Source organism: Pseudomonas sp. GW822-FHT02E03, from assembly GCF_058802325.1.
On record NZ_JBXAOA010000021.1, the window covers coordinates 91,573 to 111,875 of the forward strand.

General features: G+C 59.7%; 18 protein-coding genes. 7 read left to right on the forward strand and 11 right to left on the reverse strand.

Annotated features, from left to right (window positions below; genetic code table 11):
* The first annotated feature begins 100 nt into the window (after window positions 1-100).
* The 3 genes from rloA2 to creC are packed head-to-tail and all read left to right on the forward strand — an operon-like array spanning window position 101 to window position 2,780.
* Complete coding sequence (gene rloA2 / locus AC1RQB_RS17270; RefSeq protein WP_007904116.1) at window positions 101-607, forward strand: retropepsin-like aspartic peptidase RloA2; 507 nt, start codon at window positions 101-103, stop codon at window positions 605-607.
* A 59-nt stretch (window positions 608-666) separates the two neighbouring features.
* Complete coding sequence (creB, locus tag AC1RQB_RS17275) at window positions 667-1,347, forward strand: two-component system response regulator CreB (protein WP_008008153.1); 681 nt, start codon at window positions 667-669, stop codon at window positions 1,345-1,347.
* A complete protein-coding gene (creC, locus tag AC1RQB_RS17280; protein WP_063342318.1) occupies window positions 1,347-2,780 on the forward strand; it encodes a two-component system sensor histidine kinase CreC in 1,434 nt (477 codons plus the stop codon). Before creB ends, creC begins: the two co-directional genes overlap by 1 nt.
* A 1-nt stretch (window position 2,781) precedes the next feature.
* Here creC and AC1RQB_RS17285 read toward each other — a convergent pair whose 3' ends face one another.
* Entirely contained in the window at window positions 2,782-3,792 is a 1,011-nt protein-coding gene (locus AC1RQB_RS17285) for an acyltransferase family protein (protein WP_063342319.1), read from the reverse strand.
* 236 nt (window positions 3,793-4,028) lie between these two features.
* On the opposite strand from AC1RQB_RS17285, the gene creD reads away from it, so the two are divergent.
* Window positions 4,029-5,399, forward strand: coding sequence for a cell envelope integrity protein CreD (gene creD, locus AC1RQB_RS17290; protein ID WP_063342320.1), 1,371 nt, complete (start codon window positions 4,029-4,031; stop codon window positions 5,397-5,399).
* 213 nt (window positions 5,400-5,612) lie between these two features.
* Here creD and AC1RQB_RS17295 read toward each other — a convergent pair whose 3' ends face one another.
* From AC1RQB_RS17295 to AC1RQB_RS17330, 8 genes are all read right to left on the reverse strand, one after another.
* Window positions 5,613-6,242: a glutathione S-transferase gene (locus tag AC1RQB_RS17295; protein WP_032830772.1), complete on the reverse strand. Its 630-nt coding sequence runs from the start codon at window positions 6,240-6,242 to the stop codon at window positions 5,613-5,615.
* 193 nt (window positions 6,243-6,435) lie between these two features.
* On the reverse strand, window positions 6,436-6,615 hold the full coding sequence (locus AC1RQB_RS17300; RefSeq protein ID WP_063342321.1) for a hypothetical protein: 180 nt from the start codon (window positions 6,613-6,615) through the stop codon (window positions 6,436-6,438).
* On the reverse strand, window positions 6,612-7,742 hold the full coding sequence (locus tag AC1RQB_RS17305) for a PepSY-associated TM helix domain-containing protein (RefSeq protein WP_063342322.1): 1,131 nt from the start codon (window positions 7,740-7,742) through the stop codon (window positions 6,612-6,614). The genes AC1RQB_RS17300 and AC1RQB_RS17305 overlap by 4 nt, the downstream gene beginning before the upstream one ends.
* A gap of 69 nt (window positions 7,743-7,811) precedes the next feature.
* The gene (locus tag AC1RQB_RS17310; protein WP_063342323.1) at window positions 7,812-10,250 is read right to left on the reverse strand and encodes a TonB-dependent siderophore receptor; all 2,439 of its coding nucleotides are present in this window, start codon (window positions 10,248-10,250) and stop codon (window positions 7,812-7,814) included.
* A 234-nt stretch (window positions 10,251-10,484) separates the two neighbouring features.
* Entirely contained in the window at window positions 10,485-11,459 is a 975-nt protein-coding gene (locus tag AC1RQB_RS17315; RefSeq protein WP_063342324.1) for a FecR domain-containing protein, read from the reverse strand.
* Complete coding sequence (locus AC1RQB_RS17320) at window positions 11,456-11,974, reverse strand: RNA polymerase sigma factor (RefSeq protein ID WP_032830771.1); 519 nt, start codon at window positions 11,972-11,974, stop codon at window positions 11,456-11,458. The genes AC1RQB_RS17315 and AC1RQB_RS17320 overlap by 4 nt, the downstream gene beginning before the upstream one ends.
* A 249-nt stretch (window positions 11,975-12,223) precedes the next feature.
* The gene (locus tag AC1RQB_RS17325) at window positions 12,224-12,931 is read right to left on the reverse strand and encodes a 3'-5' exonuclease (RefSeq protein WP_063342325.1); all 708 of its coding nucleotides are present in this window, start codon (window positions 12,929-12,931) and stop codon (window positions 12,224-12,226) included.
* Entirely contained in the window at window positions 12,928-14,868 is a 1,941-nt protein-coding gene (locus tag AC1RQB_RS17330; protein WP_063342326.1) for a putative nucleotidyltransferase substrate binding domain-containing protein, read from the reverse strand. Before AC1RQB_RS17330 ends, AC1RQB_RS17325 begins: the two co-directional genes overlap by 4 nt.
* Before the next feature lie 266 nt (window positions 14,869-15,134).
* Between AC1RQB_RS17330 and AC1RQB_RS17335 the strand changes: the two genes are divergently transcribed.
* Window positions 15,135-15,587, forward strand: a complete 453-nt coding sequence (locus AC1RQB_RS17335) for a response regulator (RefSeq protein ID WP_063342327.1) — start codon at window positions 15,135-15,137, stop codon at window positions 15,585-15,587.
* A 173-nt stretch (window positions 15,588-15,760) separates the two neighbouring features.
* Here AC1RQB_RS17335 and AC1RQB_RS17340 read toward each other — a convergent pair whose 3' ends face one another.
* Window positions 15,761-17,938, reverse strand: a complete 2,178-nt coding sequence (locus tag AC1RQB_RS17340; RefSeq protein WP_063342328.1) for a malate synthase G — start codon at window positions 17,936-17,938, stop codon at window positions 15,761-15,763.
* Here AC1RQB_RS17340 and AC1RQB_RS17345 point away from each other — a divergent pair.
* Entirely contained in the window at window positions 17,921-18,187 is a 267-nt protein-coding gene (locus tag AC1RQB_RS17345) for a hypothetical protein (protein WP_131816009.1), read from the forward strand. The genes AC1RQB_RS17340 and AC1RQB_RS17345 overlap by 18 nt on opposite strands.
* A 360-nt stretch (window positions 18,188-18,547) precedes the next feature.
* The gene (locus tag AC1RQB_RS17350) at window positions 18,548-19,066 is read left to right on the forward strand and encodes a glycine cleavage system transcriptional repressor (RefSeq protein ID WP_063342329.1); all 519 of its coding nucleotides are present in this window, start codon (window positions 18,548-18,550) and stop codon (window positions 19,064-19,066) included.
* 214 nt (window positions 19,067-19,280) lie between these two features.
* Here AC1RQB_RS17350 and rarD read toward each other — a convergent pair whose 3' ends face one another.
* The gene (gene rarD / locus AC1RQB_RS17355) at window positions 19,281-20,168 is read right to left on the reverse strand and encodes an EamA family transporter RarD (RefSeq protein ID WP_063342330.1); all 888 of its coding nucleotides are present in this window, start codon (window positions 20,166-20,168) and stop codon (window positions 19,281-19,283) included.
* Between the last annotated feature and the right edge of the window lie 135 nt (window positions 20,169-20,303).

A 20,303-nucleotide genomic window follows, 5' to 3' on the forward strand; every position in this document is an offset into this window, starting at 1 on the left:
CGCAGAGCGTCACATGAGGCATTCCCACGCGGAGCATGGGAACGATCATCCACACAGCGGTCTAAAATCCCGCTGCCCACTCTTCAAGGAACCCCCCTACGTGAAATCTCTCCTTGCACTGCTTTCCCTCGTAGCCCTGCCGGTCCTGGCCGCTGAGCCAACCCTGTACGGGCGTTACGAATACATCGCGCTGCCGGAAATCGGCGGCGAAGTCCTCAAGGCCAAAATGGACACCGGCGCCCTGACCGCGTCGCTGTCGGCCAAAGACATCGAAACCTTCACCCGCGACGGCGACGAGTGGGTCCGTTTTCGCCTCGCCACCAAAGGCGCGAGCAACAAGGTCTACGAACACAAGGTCGCGCGGATCAGCAAGATCAAGACTCGCTCCGAAGAAGACGACGATGACAAAGAAGCGATCGAACCCACCAAACGGCCAGTGGTTGATCTGGAACTGTGCCTGGGCAACGTCAAGCGTACTGTCGAGGTTAACCTCACCGACCGCAGCAGCTTCAATTACCCGCTGTTGATCGGCGCCAAAGCACTGCGTGAATTCGGTGCGGCGGTGAACCCGGCACGGCGTTTCACGGCAGACAAACCCGACTGCTGATTGACGGCGAATCAGCCTTGGGGCACCGTTCGCCCACTTAACTAGCGGGCTCGGACGCCATGCCTCATATCCTGATTGTCGAAGACGAAGCGGCGATTGCCGACACCCTGATTTTCGCCTTGCAGGGCGAGGGCTTTACCACCACGTGGTTGAGCCTTGGCGCAGCGGCGCTCGAGCATCAGCGCGCCACGCCGGCTGACTTGATCATTCTCGACATCGGCCTGCCAGACATCAGCGGTTTTGAGACCTGCAAGCAATTGCGGCGTTTCAGCGAAGTGCCGGTGATGTTCCTCAGCGCCCGTGATGCAGAGATCGACCGCGTGGTGGGCCTGGAGATCGGCGCCGACGACTACGTGGTCAAGCCGTTCAGCCCCCGGGAAGTGGCGGCGCGGGTCCGGGCGATTCTCAAGCGCATGGCGCCACGACCGGTGGCGGAGGTGGCTTCAGCACTGTTTCGCATCGACAGCGAACGGGTGCAGATCAGCTATCGCAACCAGCCGCTGAGCCTGACTCGCCATGAGTTTCGTTTGCTGCAATGCCTGCTGGAACAACCCGAGCGAGTCTTTAGCCGCGAGCAATTGCTCGATGCACTGGGCGTGGCCGCCGACGCCGGCTATGAGCGCAGCATCGACAGCCACATCAAGAGCGTGCGCGCCAAATTGCGCCAGGTGAAGGCCGACGCCGAGCCGATCCAGACTCATCGCGGCCTCGGTTACAGCTACAGCCCGGGGCACAGCTGATGCCACTGGGGATCCGGATTTTTCTGGTCTACGTGCTGTTCATCGGCCTGACCGGCTACTTCGTGCTCAACACCGTGATGGAAGAAATCCGCCCCGGCGTGCGTCAGTCCACCGAAGAAACCCTGGTGGACACCGCGAACCTGATGGCCGAGATCCTGCGCGATGACTTCAAGGTCGGCACCCTCAGCCAGAACCGCTGGCCTGAGTTGCTCAAGGCTTACGGTGAACGGCAGCCGAAGGCGAATATCTGGGGAATGCCGAAGAATCAGGTCAACCACCGTATTTACGTGACCGATGCCAAGGGCATCGTGGTGCTGGATTCCAGTGGCATCGCGGTAGGCCAGGACTACTCGCGCTGGAACGACGTCTACCTGACCCTGCGCGGGGAGTACGGCGCGCGTTCGACGCGCAGCAACCCGGATGATTCGAATTCGTCGGTGATGCATGTCGGGGCACCGATTCGCGACAACGGCCAGATCATCGGCGTGGTGACGGTGGCCAAACCCAACAGCTCGCTGCAGCCTTACGTTGATCGCACCGAGCGGCGATTGCTGATTTATGGCGCCGCGCTGATTGGCCTCGGTTTGCTGTTCGGTGCGCTGTTGTCGTGGTGGCTGAGCGCGGCGCTGCGGCGGTTGACGGCGTATGCCCAGGCCGTCAGCGAAGGTCGTCGGGTCGAGGTGCCGCATTATCGTGGCGGCGAGCTGGAACAACTGGCCACGGCGCTGGAGCAGATGCGCACGCAGCTCGAAGGCAAAGCCTACGTCGAGCGTTATGTACACACCCTGACCCATGAATTGAAAAGCCCGCTGGCGGCGATCCGTGGTGCGGCGGAGTTACTGCAAGGCCAGATGCCGCTGGCTCAGCAGCAGCGATTCGTCAGCAACATCGACAGCGAAAGTGCGCGCATGCAGCAGTTGATCGAACGACTGTTGAACCTGGCGCAGGTGGAACAGCGCCAAGGGCTGGAAGAGCGGGTGGCGGTGCCGTTGGCGGGTTTGGTGGATGAGCTATTGAGCGCGCAGGCTGCGCGAATCGAAGGCAAGCAGTTGTGTGTGGAACAGCAGATTGCAGCGGATCTGAATCTGCTCGGCGAGCCGTTTCTGTTGCGCCAGGCGCTGGGTAATCTGCTGGAGAATGCCTTGGACTTCACCCCGCCTCATGGCGTGCTGCGCTTGCGCGCCGAGCGAGTCGGTGAGCAGATTGAGTTCAGGCTGTTCAACCAGGCCGAGGCGATTCCTGACTATGCATTGCCGCGCTTGAGCGAGCGTTTTTACTCGCTGCCGCGTCCGGACAGTGGGCGTAAGAGTACCGGGTTGGGGCTTAACTTCGTTGCAGAAGTGGTCAAACTGCACAACGGCCAACTGTGGGTAGGCAACGTTGCTGGCGGTGTAGAGGCCAAGTTGCATTTGCCTGAGGCGACTCGTCATTGACTCAAGGAGCTACCCAGCCAGGCACTGATTTTCGGGCCTTTTTTCTATGCACGAACTTGAGTGCCGGCTGCTCGATGAACAGCCATGAAAGTGTTGCCAGGCCGATGACAATAAGAGTCGTGACAACAATGGACGGTATAAAGGCCAGTGGGGTTTTATTGATGACCAGTTGTTGTACGGGAAAGGCATACAGATAGATGCCATAGGAGATATCAAACCGGCCTCTGATGGTTTTATCTACGTACAACAGGCCCAGGCTGATGGTTGCCAGACTAACCCCTAGAGTGGCGGTGACCCACACCGACGAAGTTCCCAAGGAAACTACTATCAGTAGGATGGAGGCGGCCAGTACGATTGCTTTTGTGCGAGGGCTGTTGAAGTGATGTCGATGAAAGGCGACCAATGATCCCGAGAAAAACGCTATGCCCGCGGCGCAGTAGGCCAGAAATTTCTGCGCCAGTGCGCCCGTGATGTAGTTGCTCAGGACAAGGGTTGCGAGGCCAAACAGCAGTAACAAAGCCAGAGGCATCAAGGGGCTGCGATACAAAGTCAGTACCACCGCCAGCAGAATGTAAAAAACGAACTCGATCTTTAACGTCCACAGGCTTCCGTTAAAGGATTCGCTGAAGATGAAGTCCCTGGTTACTTCATCAATGGAGGCACGTCCAAAGGCTGAAATGCGCAGAAAGTCGACCAAAGCCTCTTTTCCCAAGACATAGTCGCTGGCAAAGAACGCTCCGGCCACGTAGGTCATCAAGAATGAGCAAGCGATGAGCGCCGGAAAGATTCGAGCGACACGCTTTGCCAGGTAGTCTTGAAAGCTAGCGGCGTTCAAATAACTGAGGGTGATCAACAACCCGGAAATAGCGAAGAAGCAAATGACCGCTATACCGCCCAACGAGTTGTAACCAGTTATCCCCGGCTCGCTCATGCCCGACAGCACAAAGTGATGGCTGACCAGGACCATGAGGGCAGCGAGGTGTCTGATCAGGTCAAATGAGTTGTTTCGCAAAGAGGCGCTCCTTGTCTGGCCTCTTCTATATCAAACAAAGGGGCGAAAATCTGAACTGTAGCTGGCAGTAAAATGTATCCGGAATGGGTGCAGATACCCGCAGGGGGCCTGAAGGTAGCGCAGTGTGCCAAGACCCAAAAGGCTTTTACAGGTATTTACACACAATCCCCACAGATCCTCCACGAAACCCCCACACAACTGACCCAGACTTTCCCCATCCAAACAGGGAGAGTCCCATGAACCGTAGCCTGACCCTAAAACTGGGGGCGATTGCCCTTTTGATTCTGTTGCTGCTGATCCCGTTGCTGATGATCAACGGCGTGATCCAGGAGCGGCAACAACTGCGCGACGGTGTGCTCGAAGACATCGCCCGCAGTTCCAGTTACAGCCAGCAATTGAGCGGCCCGCTGATGGTGGTGCCCTATCGCAAAACGGTGCGCACCTGGAAAACCAACGAAAAAACCAACCAGCGTTACCAGGACGTTCGCGAGGAACGCGGCCGTTTGTATTTCCTGCCGGAGCGCTTCGAACTGGACGGCCAGGTCCAGACCGAACTGCGTGCCCGGGGTATCTACGAGGCTCGGCTGTTTCATGCCGACAACCGTATCAGCGGGCATTTCTCGGTCCCGGCACAATTGGGCATCAAAGAGGACTTCGCCGATTACCGCTTCGATCAACCGTTCCTGGCCGTCGGCATCAGCGACATTCGCGGCATCGAGAATGCGCTGAAGCTCGAACTCAATGGCCAGAACCTGGACTTTGTACCGGGTAGCCAGGTGGGTTGGTTGGGCGAGGGCGTGCACGTGACGCTACCAGCGCTGGACACCCAACAGGCTACGCAATTGGCGTTCGGTTTCGACTTGCGCCTGCAAGGCACCGGCCAGTTGGAGGTTCTTCCTGTGGGCAAGACCAGCAAGGTTTCACTGGCCGCCAACTGGCCTCATCCCAGCTTCATCGGCAACTACCTGCCGGCCCAGCGTGAAATCACCGATCAGGGTTTCACCGCCAATTGGCAAACCTCATTTTTCTCCACCAACCTGCAAGAGGCGTTGAACAGTTGTGTGTCTGGCGGCCAGTGCGAGGCGTTCAGCGGTCGCAGCTTCGGCGTGAGTTTCATCGACCCTGTGGACCAGTACCTGAAAAGCGACCGGGCAATCAAATACGCGCTGCTGTTCATCGTCCTGACCTTCGCCGGTTTCTTCCTTTTTGAAGTGCTGAAAAGCCTGGCGGTACACCCGGTGCAATACGCGCTGGTGGGCGTGGCGCTGGCGTTCTTCTACCTGTTGCTGCTGTCGCTGTCCGAACACATCGGCTTTGCCCTGGCGTATCTGCTGTCGGCGAGTGGCTGTGTGGCGTTGATCGGTTTCTATGTCTGCCATGTGCTGCGCAGCGTGCGTCACGGCATGAGCTTTTCGGCGGGGTTGGCGGCGTTGTATGGCTTGCTCTATGGCTTGCTGAGTGCCGAGGATTACGCGCTGTTGATGGGCTCGTTGCTGTTGTTCGGGCTGCTGGGTGTGTTCATGGTGCTGACCCGCAAGCTGGACTGGTACGGGATCGGGCAGAAACCGGCCAAGCCGCTGGCGTTTGATATTGGAGCCGTGGAATGAGCCGGTCGTTGGGGTTGCGCGAAGATCAGCGGGTGGGCGAGGTGTTGGCGACGCGGATTGCCGGGTTGTTTCCGTTAGATCCGGTGTGGTGCATTCGCGAGCAAGCCCGCTCCCACATTGGCTCTGTGTTGTTACAAATATGGAATGAACAACACAAATCCCCTGTAGGAGCGAGGCTTGCCCGCGAAGACGGCAGACCAGTCACCGAAAGTTTCAGACCTTGGGCATCGTCGCAATCATCGAAGGCCGCTGACTCACCTCAAAATACCACTCTGCCAGCTTCGGATTCTCTTTGCGCCATTCCAGATCTGGATGGCGCAGATCCAGGTAACCCAAGGCACAGGCCACACTGATCGCCGCCACATCGAAATGGCTGGTCAGCTCGGCAATCGCGTCGGCTTCCAGCAGGGCCAAGGCGCGACGAATCTTGTCGCGCTGACCGTCAAGCCATTCGTCCCAGTGTTTTTCCGGCGCGCGCAGGGCTACTTCATAGCGAATCATCACCGCGGCATCCATGATCCCGTCTGCCAGAGAAGCCAGTGTCATGCGCCGCCAGCGCGCCGAGCCTTCACGAGGAATCAGCGGATTGCCGACGTGCTGATAGTCGAGGTAATCGAGGATCACCCGGCTGTCGTACAACACATTGCCGTCGGCCAGGCGCAGCGCCGGAATCTTGCCCAACGGGTTGTCTTCGTTGAGGGCCAGATCCGGGCTGACAGGCGTGAGCTGGCTGGCTTGCAGCGCCACACGGTTCATTTGACCGGTTTCGTGCAGCAGCACCATGACTTTGCGAACGAAAGGCGAGGCAGGGTTGTGGAATAAGGTCATGCTGGGAGCGGACATGGCAACGATCTCGATCATGGGCAGTGTCGGCAGCATAGCGCTTTAGTGCTTGAGCTCAAGCACGAGCTCACGGCTGAGCACGGAACGAAATGTGGGAGCGGGCTTGCTCGCGAAGGCGGTGTATCAGTTGGCATTTATTTCGCCTGACACTCCGTTTTCGCGAGCAAGCCCGCTCCCACAGGTTTTGTGCTGTTCAATGGTGTTGCAACAGCCCGCGCAAGGCGAGGACGGCGGGGATGCCCAGGCCGAGCCAGCTCAATGCATCCCACACGCCATCGCCCAGCAACGCGGCAAACAGCCCGGCGGCGCTGAGCAGGGCAATGACGGTGGGCGTGGCGAAGACCTTCCAGAAGTTCGACTGTCTCGGTCTCATGCCGGGCTCTCCACGTTTTCAAGTACAGGCTTCGCCACCTTGCGCCGCACCACCCACAAATAAACCCCACTGCCGAGCACAATGATGGTCAGCACATCGAGGGTCGCCCAGAGGATTTTCATTGGAATGCCGCCGTAATCCCCGAAGTGCAGCGGCTGCGACATGCCCATGGCGTCCATGTACCAAGGGCGTTCAGCCACGGCGGTGACTTGCAGGGTGCTGGCGTCGATCAACACCGGTGTCAGCAGGTGCGAGGTCAGGTGAGTGCTGCCTTTCATGAACACGGCGTAATGGTGTTCGCTGGAAAACCGCGTGCCGGGGAAGGCGATGAAATCGGGCTGCATGCCCGGCGCGACGTCTTTGGCGATGTCGAGTAAGCGAGTCGCAGGCGCCAATTGAGTCAGCGGCGGCGCATCGCGGTAAGGCGCGATCATCGCGCTCAGGCTGTCATTGCGCCACGCGGCGATCAGTAAGTCGGCGCAGGCACTGATCACACCAGTCACGCCGACCACCAACGCCCAGGTCAGCGTCACCACGCCGATCAGGTTATGCAGGTCGAGCCAGCGCAAGCGGGTGGATTTGTCGTGGCGCACGGTGGCGAACTTCAAGCGCCGCATGAACGGCAGGTACAGCACCGTTCCAGAGACGATCGCCAGCACAAACAGAATTCCCATGAACGCCAGCAGCAACTTGCCCGGCAGACCGGCGAACATGTCCACGTGCAGGCGCAGCATGACCATCATCAGCCCGCCATTGGCCGAGGGCATTTCCAATGCTTCGCCGGTGCGAGCGTCGAGCATGAAGGTGTGGGACGAGTTCGGCTCGGTGCCGGCGGTGGGCGCCATGATGGCGATCACGCCGTTAGGGTCTTCGTCGTCGTAGCCGAAATACTGCATGACCTCGCCGGGACGGTGCTTTTCAGCTGCATGCACCAACTGCTGCAAATTCAGCTGCGGGGTATCGGCCGGCATGGATTTCAACTCGGCGGCATCGCCCAGCAGATGGTCGATCTCGTGGTGGAAGATCAACGGCAGGCCGGTGAGGGCCAGCATCAGCAGGAATACCGTGCAGATCAGGCTGGTCCAGGTGTGAACGAATGACCAGCGGCGGATGGTTTTGCTTTTCATGATTCATCCAGATGCAAAAGGGCCACGGCTGTGCCGTGACCCTTGTTTTATCGCGATGGGGTCAACCCGTTACCACTTGTAATTCACGCTGGCGACCACGTTGCGTTCGTCGCCGTAGTAGCAGTAGAAACCGTCGCAGGTGGACAGGTAGTCCTTGTTGAACAGGTTCTTGGCGTCCACTGCAACCGATACACCCTTGAGCGAACTGTTCAGGCGACCGAGATCGTAATGCGCCGAGGCGTCATACACGGTGTAGGAGCCGACGTGGCCCCAATCGGTGTTGGTGGTATTGCCGTAGGTGTCGCCGACATAACGCACACCGGCGCCCACGCCGAAGCCATCGAGCAGGCCGTTGTGCCAGGTGTAGTCGGCCCATGCAGTGGCCTGCTGGCGCGGAACCTGCGCCATGCGCTTGCCTTTTTCGGCGCTGGCGCCTTTGGTGATTTCGCTGTCGTTGTAGGTGTACGAACCGACCAGTTTGAGATTGTCGGTAACGTCGCCGCTGGCCTCCAATTCCAGACCGCGTACCCGGACTTCACCCACCTGACGGGTGATGTTGTTTTCGGTGACCGAGAGGTTTTCCTGAGTCAGGTCGAACACGGCAGCGGTGAGCAGCGTTTTGGTACCGGGTGGCTGGTACTTGATCCCGGCTTCGTATTGCTTGCCTTCAGTCGGCTTGAACGAATCGGTGCTGTTGACCGTGGCACCGGATGCTGGCTGGAAAGACTCCGCATACGACAGGTAGGGCGTTACGCCATTGTCGAAGACGTAGCTGAGCGCTGCGTTGCCGCTGAATTTCTTGTCGCGCTGAGTGTTGGTCGCATCGTTCTGATTGTGGAACACCGTGCCGGTATGGACCCAGTCTTCACGCCCGCCGAGGGTCAGGCGCCAGTTGTCCAGAGCGATCTGGTCCTGAGCGTAGAGGCCCGTCTGCTGGGTCTTTTGGTTGTAGTCGTACATCGTGAAGTAAGTGACGTTGGAAAAGTCCTGTCCGTACACCGGCCGGTTGATGTTGCTGGACGGCACGCCCGCCGAACCCCACAACCAGCGGGAATTGCTGTTGGAACGCTGGTGGTCCAGGCCCAGCAGCAAAGTGTGGCTCAGGGCCCCGGTCTGGAAGTCGGCCTGGAAGTTGTTATCCACGGCGAACTGGCTGATGTCCTCATCGACCTTGCCGGCGGTGCGCTGGATGGTGCCGTCGTCGCTGACCGCTTCATCCGGGCCGGCCGGCCAGATCTGCCCGCCGGCGGTGATGCCCTGAAATTCCAGGTCATTCTTGGTGTAGCGCAAGTTCTGGCGGAACTGCCAGGTGTCGTTGAAGCGGTGTTCGAAGGCATAACCCAGGGCGTAATAGGTGCGGTCGTAGAATTCCCAGTCCGGATCGCCAAGGTTCTTGTGATGGGAAATCTTGCCGGCGGGGGTACTCAGTTTTGTGCCTTGCAGGGGCAGAAACTGTCCGGTGATACCGGTGTCGTCGCGGGTGTATTGGGACAGCAAGGTCAGTCGGGTGTCGTCGTTGATGTTCCAGGTCAGGCTGGGTGCCAGGTTGTAGCGTTTGTCAGGAATATGATCGACCGGCGCATTGCTGTCCCGAACCACACCGCTGACGCGATAGAGAAACTGGCCTTCGTCGTCGATCTTGCCGGTGCTGTCGAAGTTGATCTGCTTGTGTTCGTTGCTCCCGGCCTGCAGTTCCACTTCGTGGCTGCTTTGTGCCTCGGGTCGACGGCTGACCATGTCCAGCAGACCGCCAGGCGGCGTCTGGCCGTAGACCGAGGACGCCGGGCCACGCAGGACGGCGATGCGCTCAAGGTTCCACGGTTCGATTTTCGGCGTGGCGTAGGTGCCTTTTGGCAGCGGCAAACCATCGAGGAACTGAGTGGGTATAAAACCGCGCACCAGCAGCCAGTCACTGCGTGAATCCGAGCCATAACCGCTGCTCTGTACGCCGGCGGTATAGCGCAGGGCATCGTTGAGGCTGAGCACGGAGCGATCATCCATTTGCTCGCGGGTGACCACCGAGACTGAGCGAGGGAGTTCGGCAATCGCGGTGTCGGTCTTGGTGCCTGCCGCGGTGCGGGTGGCCAGGTAACCTTCGGTCGGGCCCCAGGCGTTTTCAGTGTTTCCCGCGCCGATGATCGCGGTTTCCGGCAAGGCCATCACGCCCTCGGGCACGGCCACCAGGCTGTAGGTGCCGGCGCTGCTCTGTTCCAGTTGCAGGCCGGTGCCGCGCAGGGCTTCACGCAGGGCGCCGGTGGCGTCGAACTGGCCCTTCACCGGGGCCGAGGTCTTGCCCGCCGCCAGCGATGGATTCAACGACAGCGCCAGGCCGGCCTGGCTGGCGATCTGGTTCAGGGTGCTGGCCAATGGCGCAGCCGGCAGGTTGTAGGCGCGAACGCTGGACGCCTGTTCGGCGGCAATCAGTGGACCGCTGGCCAAAGGGGCGCAAAGGGCAATGGCGACCGCCAGCAAATGGGGGCGCAACACGGTGTCTAGCGAACGGGACATACAGCGGCTCCTGAATGGAAATATTTCTCAATTGCCTAGGTGCCGGACGAGAATTCAAAAGTGATAGGGGTGGATGAAAATAATTTCTATTCATCAATCGCAGTGACGCTGACGGCCTCTTCGCGGGCAAGCCACGCTCCCACAGGTTTTGTGTCGAGCGGGAATTCTGTGAACGACACAAGACCTGTGGGAGCGGGCTTGCCCGCGAAGACGGCGGATCAGGCGCAGCGTCTTTTAGGGCTTGGCCTCAGTCTTCGCCGCCACCGTCACCCACCACGGCGTGTGCTGCTCTATCTGCACCGGCAGGGTCGGTAAAAGCGCACTCAACGCCTTGTCGGTATCGTTCAGCGGGAAGCTGCCGGTGATGCGCAGGTCGGCGACTTCCGGTGTGACGCCAAGATGCCCGCGACGATAGCGAGCGAGTTCCTGGACCAGATCCTCTAGCCGCGCGTTGTCCACCACCAGCATGCCGCGGGTCCAGGCATCGGCGCCGAGGTTGAGGGCGATGATCGGGCCCAGGCCATTGCTGCGCATCAGCACTTGCTGGCCTTCGCGCAGGATCTGTTCCTCGGGGCTCGATTCGGGATGGGCGGCTACCGCTGATTGCAACACGCTCAGGCGCGTGCCTTCTTCTTCACGCTTGACCAGGAACCGTGTCCCCAGTGCTCGCATGCTGCCTTCGCGAGTTTCGACGATAAACGGCCGGGCATCGCCATGGCCGGTTTCGACGAGGATTTCTCCTTCCTGAAGGACGATCAGCCGCTGCTTCTCATCGAAACGCACATCCACGGCACTGTGGGTGTTGAGGTTGATCAGCGTGCCATCGGTCAGGCGCAGGGTGCGTTGCTCGCCGGTGGCAGTGCGCTGGTCGGCCAGCCAATAGTCGATGGGCAGATAACGATCACCGGCGAACAGTGCCAGGCCGATCACCGCGACGACGCTGGCCAGACCACTGCCGAGCTTGCGCACCCGGCGCCGGATGCTTTCGCGCGATTGCAGCAGGGCAGTGCGGGCCGGGCCGCTGGCAACGCTGAAACGCTGGTCGAGCATGCCCAACTGACGCCACGCCCGAGCATGTTCTTCGTGGGCGGCGTGCCATTTGGCAAACTCTTCGCGCTCGACTGCGTTGCCGGAATCCAGCGACAGTTGCCAGGCAATCGCGGCATCCAGCACCTGCGCCGACACGGGCTTGGAATTGACCGGAATCATACCGGCTCACCATACAACGCGATGTAGCACTGGCGAATGCCTTGGGCGAGGTACTGACGAACTCGCGGCACCGACACCCCCAGACGCTGAGCGATTTCGGCGTGGCCGAGGCCATCGAGACGGTTATAGAGAAACGCTGCCCGGGCCTTGCTCGAGAGCTTGCCCAGCAGGCGATCGATGGCTTTGAGGTCTTCGAGGATCAGTTGCTGTTCTTCCACCGAGGGTTGTTCGCCTTCGGGAACCAGCATCAATTCGGTGAGGTAGGCCTGTTCCAGTGCGGCACGGCGGAAATAGTCGAACAGCAGACCCTTGGCGATCGCCACCAGAAATGCCCGAGGTTCGCGAGGTGCCTTCAGTTCGTCACGGCCCAGCAAGCGCACGAAGGTGTCCTGGCTCAGGTCTTCGGCCCGTTGCGGGCAGGCCACGTTGCGCCGTAGCCAGGCTAATAGCCAACCGCGATGGTCGCGATACAACGCACCAACGAGCTCACTCTGGGGGCTTTGGACTGACGACACGCAACATCACCGAAGGGGAAGTGTTAAGTAACGAGAATTGTTCGCGATTGTGGCAGAGGCGGGGGAGGTAAGCAATTGGCGCTGGTCGGGTGGTTTTGGCGGGGAGGAATTCCAGTCGGACCGAGTTATCGTTCATCGCGGGCAAGCCACGCTCCCACAGGTTTTGTGCCGTTTGCGAAATCGGCGGACGACGAAAAACCTGTGGGAGCGTGGCTTGCCCGCGATGGGGCCCGAACAGTCACCGAAGATCTAGAAAGACGGAGCCTGGCGCCGCCGCTTCCACTGACTCAGTCGCTGCTGCAAATTCAACGGGCTATGAATCTGCTGCTGTCGCGCCCGGCTGAACAGAATCAGCACCAGCTCCGCCGTCGCCAAGGCATCGGCACTGGCGTTATGCCGCTCGAAAACCTCCAGCTTGAACCAGTCGATCCACTCGTCCAGCCCGGCCTCGCGAATGTGTGCCTGTGGACAAAGCAGCGGCGCGATGTCGGCCACGTCCAGAAACGGATGCTGCAACTTGTAGCCCAGATGTTCTTTCAGCGCGCGCCCCAGCATGTGCTGGTCGAACGGCGCGTGAAACGCCAACACCGGACTGTCGCCGACGAACTCCATGAATTCGAGCAAGGCTTGCGCGGGGTCGCTGCCGGCGGCAATGGCGCTCGGGCCCAGACCGTGAATCAACACGCTGGGGCCGAGTTTGAGTTCGGTGCATTGCAGCGTGCGTTCAAATTGCTGGCTGAAATCGATCGCCCCGTCCTCGATCACCACCGCGCCGATGGACAACAGCCGATCCTTATTCAGGTTCAGCCCGGTGGTTTCCAGGTCGAGTACCACCCAGCGTTGTTCGCGCAGGCTGCAATCGCCCAGCTCGGCCACGGCAGGCAAGCGCTCCAGACGTTGTTGCAGTTCGCCGGGCAAAATGGGGCTTACCGGCCGCAGCCATGAAAACAGGCTCATAACTGATACCGCAGGGTCAGGCTGCTTTGCAGGCGTTGGGCCTGGCGCAGGGATTCACGCAGGATGCGGCGGTCCAGATGATTGAGGCTGTCAGGATCGACGCGGTTGGAGTAGGGGAAATTCTCCCGGGTCTGTAGCTGATGTTGCTGCATGCGGGTTTGCTGGATGAAGTGATACGCCTCTTCATACGCCGCGCCGTCCAGCCGTTCGATGACTTCTTTGTCCACCAATTGGCGAAAGCGCTCCAGGGTATTGTTGGCGTCGATGCCGTGGGCCAGGGCCAGCACTCGAGCGCCATCGACGAAAGGGGTCAAGCCCTGGAGTTTCAGGTCGAGGGTGGCTTTCTCGCCATTTTTGCGAGCCAGCACGAATTCGCGGAAACGTCCTACGGGTGGACGGTTACGCAGGGCGTTTTCGGCCATCATCCGTTGGAACAAGCGGTTGTCGCCGACCTGATCGAGAATACCCTGGCGCAGTTGCTCGCAGCCTCGCTCGTCGCCCCAGACTACGCGCAGGTCGAAATAGATGCTCGACCCCAGCAGGTTTTCCGGAGTCGCCTCGCGGATAAACGCCGCAAAACGTCGCGCCCATTCGGCCCGAGACAAACACAGTTCGGGGTTGCCGGCCATGATGTTGCCTTTGCACAGGGTGAAGCCGCACAGCGCCAGGTTCTGATTGATCTGCTGGGCGATGGGCAGCAACTTGCCGCGAATCTCGGCGGCGTGGGCCGCGTCGCTGGCTTCGAACAGAATGCCGTTGTCCTGATCGGTGTGCAGCGTCTGCTCGCGGCGGCCTTCGCTGCCGAAGCACAGCCAACTGAACGGCACGCCGGGGTCACCTTTCTCGGCGAGCACCAGTTCGATCACCCGGCACACGGTGTGGTCGTTGAGCAGGGTAATGATGTGGGTGATCTGGGTCGAGGATGCTCCGTGCGCGAGCATCCGCTCCACCAATTGGCCGATCTCGCCGCGCATCGCCACCAGGTTTTCCAGCTTCTGGGCGCTGCGAATAGTCCGCGCCAGATGCACCAGATCGACCCGTTGCAGGGAAAACAGGTCGCGTTCCGAGACCACGCCGCACAGGCGCTGATCCTTGACCAGGCAGACGTGGGCGATGTGCCGTTCGGTCATTGCAATCGCGGCATCGAAGGCGCTGTGGTCCGGCGTCAGGTAAAACGGCGCCCGGGTCATGTGTCCTTCGATGGCTTCATTGAAATCATTGGTGCCGCTGGCCACCACATGTCGTAAGTCGCGCAGGGTGAAAATGCCCAGCGGCGCCTTTTGCTCATCAACCACCACAATGCTGCCGACTTGTTGATTGTGCATCAGCGTTACGGCTTCACGTAGCGCAGTGCTCGGACTGCAGGTCACCGGGTGACGCATGGCCAGTTCACCCAGTCGGGTATTGAGCGAGTACTGGGTGCCGAGGGTTTCCACGGCTTTTTGCTGGACTTGCTGGTTGACCTGATCCAGCAAACTGCTGACCCCGCGTAGGGCAAAGTCGCGAAACGGGCTGGAAAGTGCGAACAGTTTGATGAACGCCAGCTTATTCAGCTGTAGGCAAAAGGTATCTTCGGCCGCCAGATGTTCGGTGCGAGTCGCCCGTTCCCCCAGCAGCGCGGCGAGGGGAAAACACTCGCCGGTGGTGATTTCGAAGGTGGTTTCGGTCCCCCCCTTGGCCGTGTGCGGACGTTCGCCCACGACCCGGCCCTGTTTGACGATGTAGAAATGCTCAACCGGGCCATCGGCAGGTTTGATGATGCTTTCGCCGGGGGCATAAAAACGCAGCTGACATTGCTCGACCAGATAGGCCAGGTGGGCGTTTTCCATCTGATTGAACGGCGGGAAGCGCTGTAGGAATTGCAAAGTGCCCTGGATGTTCTGCAACACCGCGGTTTTCCCTGCCTGGGTGAAGGCGTCCGCTTTACTCATAACCATTACCGCAGTCTTTTTCTGATTGTTGTGTCGGATCGTTGTGTCAGATCGTTACAGGCATGGTCGGCCCCTACGGGCAGGGTGCCCATTGGACGTAAGTCTAGGTAGGCAGTGCAGCGGCCTGAATATGGGAAAGATCTGACACGAATGTGGGAAAAACCCCCTACATTGTCTATTGGAATAATTTCCGACGAAGTGCACATTGAAGCTCTGCTGAGCGGTGTCAGACACACTGTGTCAGGGATTGAATCGAAAACGTTGAGAAAGCCATGTCCGACCACGATATTTTGAGTGATGCCGAGCGCGAAGCGCTCAGTGCCGTCATGTTGGAACCAGACTTGCCGCCGCAACGGGTGCTGATCGTCGATGACGATAAAGACTCCAGGGAGTTGCTGTCGGAAATTCTGAGACTGGACGGCATTCACTGCATGACGGCGGCCAGTGGCGAAGCGGCGCTCAAGTTACTGGAGACGAAGTCATCGATCGGGCTGGTGATTACCGACCTGCGGATGGGGCACGTCGATGGTCTCGATTTGATCCGTCAGGTGCGGGAGTCGGCGCGTGCGGCATTGCCGATCATCATCGTTTCCGGCGATGCCGATGTGAAGGATGCGATCGAAGCCATGCACTTGCACGTAGTGGACTTTCTGCTCAAGCCCATCGACAGCGGCGAACTGCTTGAATTGGTCAAGCAAGAGCTGGGGATTGAGTCTGTGCCGTGATCGTTCCCATGCTCCGCGTGGGAATGCCTCCATGGACGCTCTGCGTCCGTTTTGGACGCGGAGCGTCCCGGGCTGCATTCCCACGCGGAGCGTGGGAACGATCAATTTTGCTTCAAACAAAAAAGCCCTGATCTCTCGATCAGGGCTTTTTCACGTCCGACATCAGCGTTTACTCAAAGGCCATTGGCAGCCTTGAACTCGCGACGACGACGGTGCAGAACCGGCTCGGTGTAGCCGTTCGGCTGTTTGGTGCCTTCGACCACCAGTTCGACCGCCGCCTGGAAGGCGATGTTGCTGTCGAAGTTCGGTGCCAGCGGACGGTACAGCGGGTCGCTGGCGTTCTGACGGTCAACCACCGGCGCCATGCGCTTGAGGCTTTCCATCACCTGATCTTCAGTGACAATGCCGTGACGCAGCCAGTTGGCGATGTGCTGGCTGGAAATACGCAGCGTCGCACGGTCTTCCATCAAGCCGATGTCATTGATATCCGGCACTTTCGAGCAGCCCACGCCCTGGTCGATCCAGCGCACCACGTAACCAAGAATGCCCTGGGCGTTGTTGTCCAGTTCGTTCTTGATCTGCTCCGCGGTCCAGTCTGGGTTGACGGCCAGCGGGATGGTCAGGATGTCGTCCACCGAAGCGCGTGCGCGTTTGGCCAGTTCGGCCTGACGGGCGAACACGTCGACCTTGTGGTAATGCAGCGCGTGCAACGCGGCGGCAGTCGGTGATGGAACCCAGGCGGTGTTGGCACCGGCCATAGGGTGAGCGATTTTCTGTTCGAGCATCGCTGCCATCAGGTCCGGCATGGCCCACATGCCTTTACCGATCTGGGCGCGACCTTGCAGGCCGGTGCTCAGGCCGATGTCGACGTTCCAGTTCTCGTAGGCGCTGATCCACTTCTCAGCCTTCATGTCGGCCTTGCGCACCATCGGGCCGGCTTCCATGGAGGTATGGATTTCATCACCCGTGCGGTCGAGGAAGCCCGTGTTGATGAACACCACGCGCTCGGCGGCAGCCTTGATGCAGGCCTTGAGGTTGACCGTGGTACGGCGTTCCTCGTCCATGATCCCGACTTTGAGGGTATTGCGTGGCAAGCCCAGCACGTCTTCGATGCGACCGAACAGCTCGTTGGTGAACGCCGCTTCTTCCGGGCCGTGCATCTTCGGCTTCACGATATAAACCGAACCGGTACGGCTGTTCTTGCGCGAGCTGTTGCCGTTGAGGCTATGAATCGCCGCGAGGCAAGTCACCAGACCGTCGAGAATACCTTCCGGTACTTCGTTGCCGTCTTTATCGAGGATCGCGTCGATGGTCATCAGGTGACCGACGTTGCGCACGAACAACAGCGAGCGACCGTGCAGGCTCAGTTCGCTGCCATCGAGGGCGGTATAGGTGCGATCGGCGTTCATGGTGCGGGTAAAGGTCTGACCGCCCTTGGAGACTTCTTCCGACAGATCGCCCTTCATCAAGCCGAGCCAGTTGCGGTAGATCACCACTTTGTCATCGGCATCGACCGCGGCGACCGAGTCTTCGCAGTCCATGATGGTGGTCAGCGCGGCTTCCATCAGGATGTCTTTGACGCCGGCCGCGTCGGTCTGGCCGACGGGGGTGCTGGCGTCGATCTGGATTTCGAAGTGCAGGCCGTTGTTTTTCAGCAGGATCGCAGTTGGAGCCGCAGTATCGCCGTGGAAACCGATCAGTTGCGCATCGTCGCGCAGGCCGGTGTTGCTGCCGCCTTTGAGGGCGACCACCAGTTTGCCGTCAATGATCTTGTAGCCTGTGGAATCGACGTGGGAGCCGGCAGCCAATGGCGCGGCTTCGTCGAGGAAGGCGCGGGCGAAGGCGATGACCTTGTCGCCGCGAACCTTGTTGTAGCCTTTGCCTTTTTCCGCGCCGTCCGCTTCGCTGATGGCGTCGGTGCCATAGAGCGCGTCATACAGCGAACCCCAGCGGGCATTCGAGGCGTTGAGCGCGAAGCGCGCGTTCATCACCGGCACCACCAACTGTGGACCGGCCATGCGGGCGATTTCGTCATCGACGTTTTGTGTCGTTGCCTGGAAATCAGCCGCTTCTGGCAGCAGATAACCGATGTCTTGCAGGAAGGCTTTGTAGGCCACCGCATCGTGCGCAACACCTGCACGAGCCTGGTGCCAGGCATCGATACGTGCCTGGAAATCATCGCGTTTGGCGAGTAGGGCTTTGTTCTTCGGCGCCAGGTCATGGATGACCTTGTCGGCACCGGCCCAGAACGTGTCGGCGGTGAGGCCGGTACCGGGAATGGCTTCGTTGTTCACGAAGTCGAACAGGACTTTGGCGACCTGCAGGCCACCGACTTGAACGTGTTCAGTCATTGCTTGCCTCACTCTGCTCAGCTATTTCGCTTTTCAGCTCTTCAATTTAACAATGAAGCCTCTGGCCATTTAAACCACAAACCCATCTACCAGTACATGCCATTGCTGGCGGCTGGGTTCGATCCGATCAACGGCTTTGCGGCCTTGCTGACAGGGCTTTCAGGGGTTGCGACGGCACCTGCGGCAGACATCGATCCAGCGTTATGTAGTGCGCGCTGCGGCATACTACATGATGAATTGCGGTTGTGAAAATTAGACTAAATACGTCGTTCTGCGACCCCATGACGCATTGCGGTCATGGCGAGGAACGGGATGTTCTCAAAAAACTATTGGATTGTTCCAGTTAAATATAAAAACTTGTACACATAATCTTCGATAGCCCTGCTATGGGGCGTTGCTTTTGTGGCGAGGGAGCTTGCTCCCGCTGGGGCGCGAAGCGGCCCCCTGCATTTATTCAGACAGACCGCATTCGCTGTTTCTTGCGACTGCTTCGCAGCCGAACGGGAGCAAGCTCCCTCGCCACAAGAGCCAAAGCAGTACTGCGCCGAATCCAGCCCCTTGCCTATACTTGTTTTTCTATAACAAAAGTCATGACAAGAGGGCTGCGCCATGAACCACCTCGTACTCACGGTATTCGCTCTGGACAAGCCCGGGCAGGTCGAGCGCATTGCCCAATGCATTGCCGAGCATGGTGGCAACTGGCTGGAGAGCCGCATGTCGCGGATGGCCGGGCAGTTCGCCGGGATCCTTCGGGTGGGTGTACCGGCCGAGGCTTACGATGAACTGGTAGACGCCCTAAAGGGACTGTCGGCCCAGGGGATTCGCGTGATGATCGCCGAAAGCGGCATCGAACAATCCTGCACTTGGAAGCCGATTGCCATGGAACTGGTGGGCAATGATCGTCCGGGCATCGTGCGAGACATTACGCGCCTGCTGAGCGAACAGGGCGTGAACCTGGAAAGTCTGGTGACCGAAGTACGCCCGGCGCCGATGAGCAGCGAGCCTTTGTTCCACGCTGAAGCGATTCTCGCGGTGCCACTGACCTTGTCGCTGGAGGTGCTGCAATCGCGCCTGGAAACCCTGGCGGACGATCTGATGGTCGAATTGGTGCTGCGTAGCGAACCCTGAAAGGTTATCCAAGTTATACGTGCACCTGCCTGTGGATAACCTGTAGAGACACCTCGCCAGGCCACGTCGGCCGTGACTCTTCAGGATCTGATCAAAAAACCATCAGTTTCAGTGACTTGCGCACAAACGCCGGGGATCACGCTGTGGATAACCTTGGGAAGGATGGATGCAGGCCACGGGAGACGTGGCCTGTAGAGGTTTGTACGTTTTCTGATCAGCTGCGACGGCGCAGACTTATCCACGCGTCGATGCTGTAAACCGCCAGACCCGCCCAGATAAAGATGAACGCCACCAGCGTGCTGGACGACAAGTGCTCGCCAAACAGCAGAACGGCTTGCAACAACACCAGCGTCGGCGCCAGGTACTGGAGAAATCCGAGGGTGGTGTAGGGCAAATGCCGGGCGGCGGCGTTGAAACACACCAACGGCACTAGCGTCACTGGACCTGCAGCCACCAACCACCAGGCTTCAGAGGTGGTCCAGAATTCGGCTTGCGCGCTGCTCGCCGTCGGATTGAACAGTAGCCAGGCGACAGCAATCGGCACCAGCATCCAGGTTTCCACCACCAGCCCCGGCAGCGCCTTGACCGGTGCCTGCTTGCGGATCAGTCCGTAGAAGCCGAAGGTCAATGCCAGCACCAGCGACACCCAGGGCAAACTGCCGACTTGCCATACCTGCTGCGCGACACCGATCGCTGCCAGGCCAACCGCCAGCCATTGCATGCGTCGCAGTCGTTCGCCGAGGATCAGCATCCCCAACAACACGTTGACCAGCGGGTTGATGTAGTAACCGAGGCTGGCTTCGAGCATGCGCCCGTTGTTCACCGACCAGACGTAGGTCAGCCAGTTGGCGGCGATCAACGTGCCGCTCAGGGCCAGGATTGCCAGCCGTCGCGGGTTCTCACGCAGCTCGCGCCACCAGCCGGGATGCTTCCAGACGAGCAGCAGCAAAGCACCAAACAGCGCGGACCAAAGCACTCGGTGGATGATGATCTCCACGGCGGGTACGCTGGCAATGGCTTTGAAGTAGAGCGGGAACAGGCCCCAGATGATGTAGGCACTCAGGCCCAGGATGTACCCGCGACGCGGGTTGGCGGCTTGCATGAGAATCCTTGCTTAGGCAGCTAACAAAGAGGGGATTGTATAGATGTGTCATGTTTTTTGTAGGAGCGGGGGGGGGGGGGGGGGGGGGGGGGGGGGGGGGGGGGGGGGGGGGGGGGGGGGGGGGGGGGGGGGGGG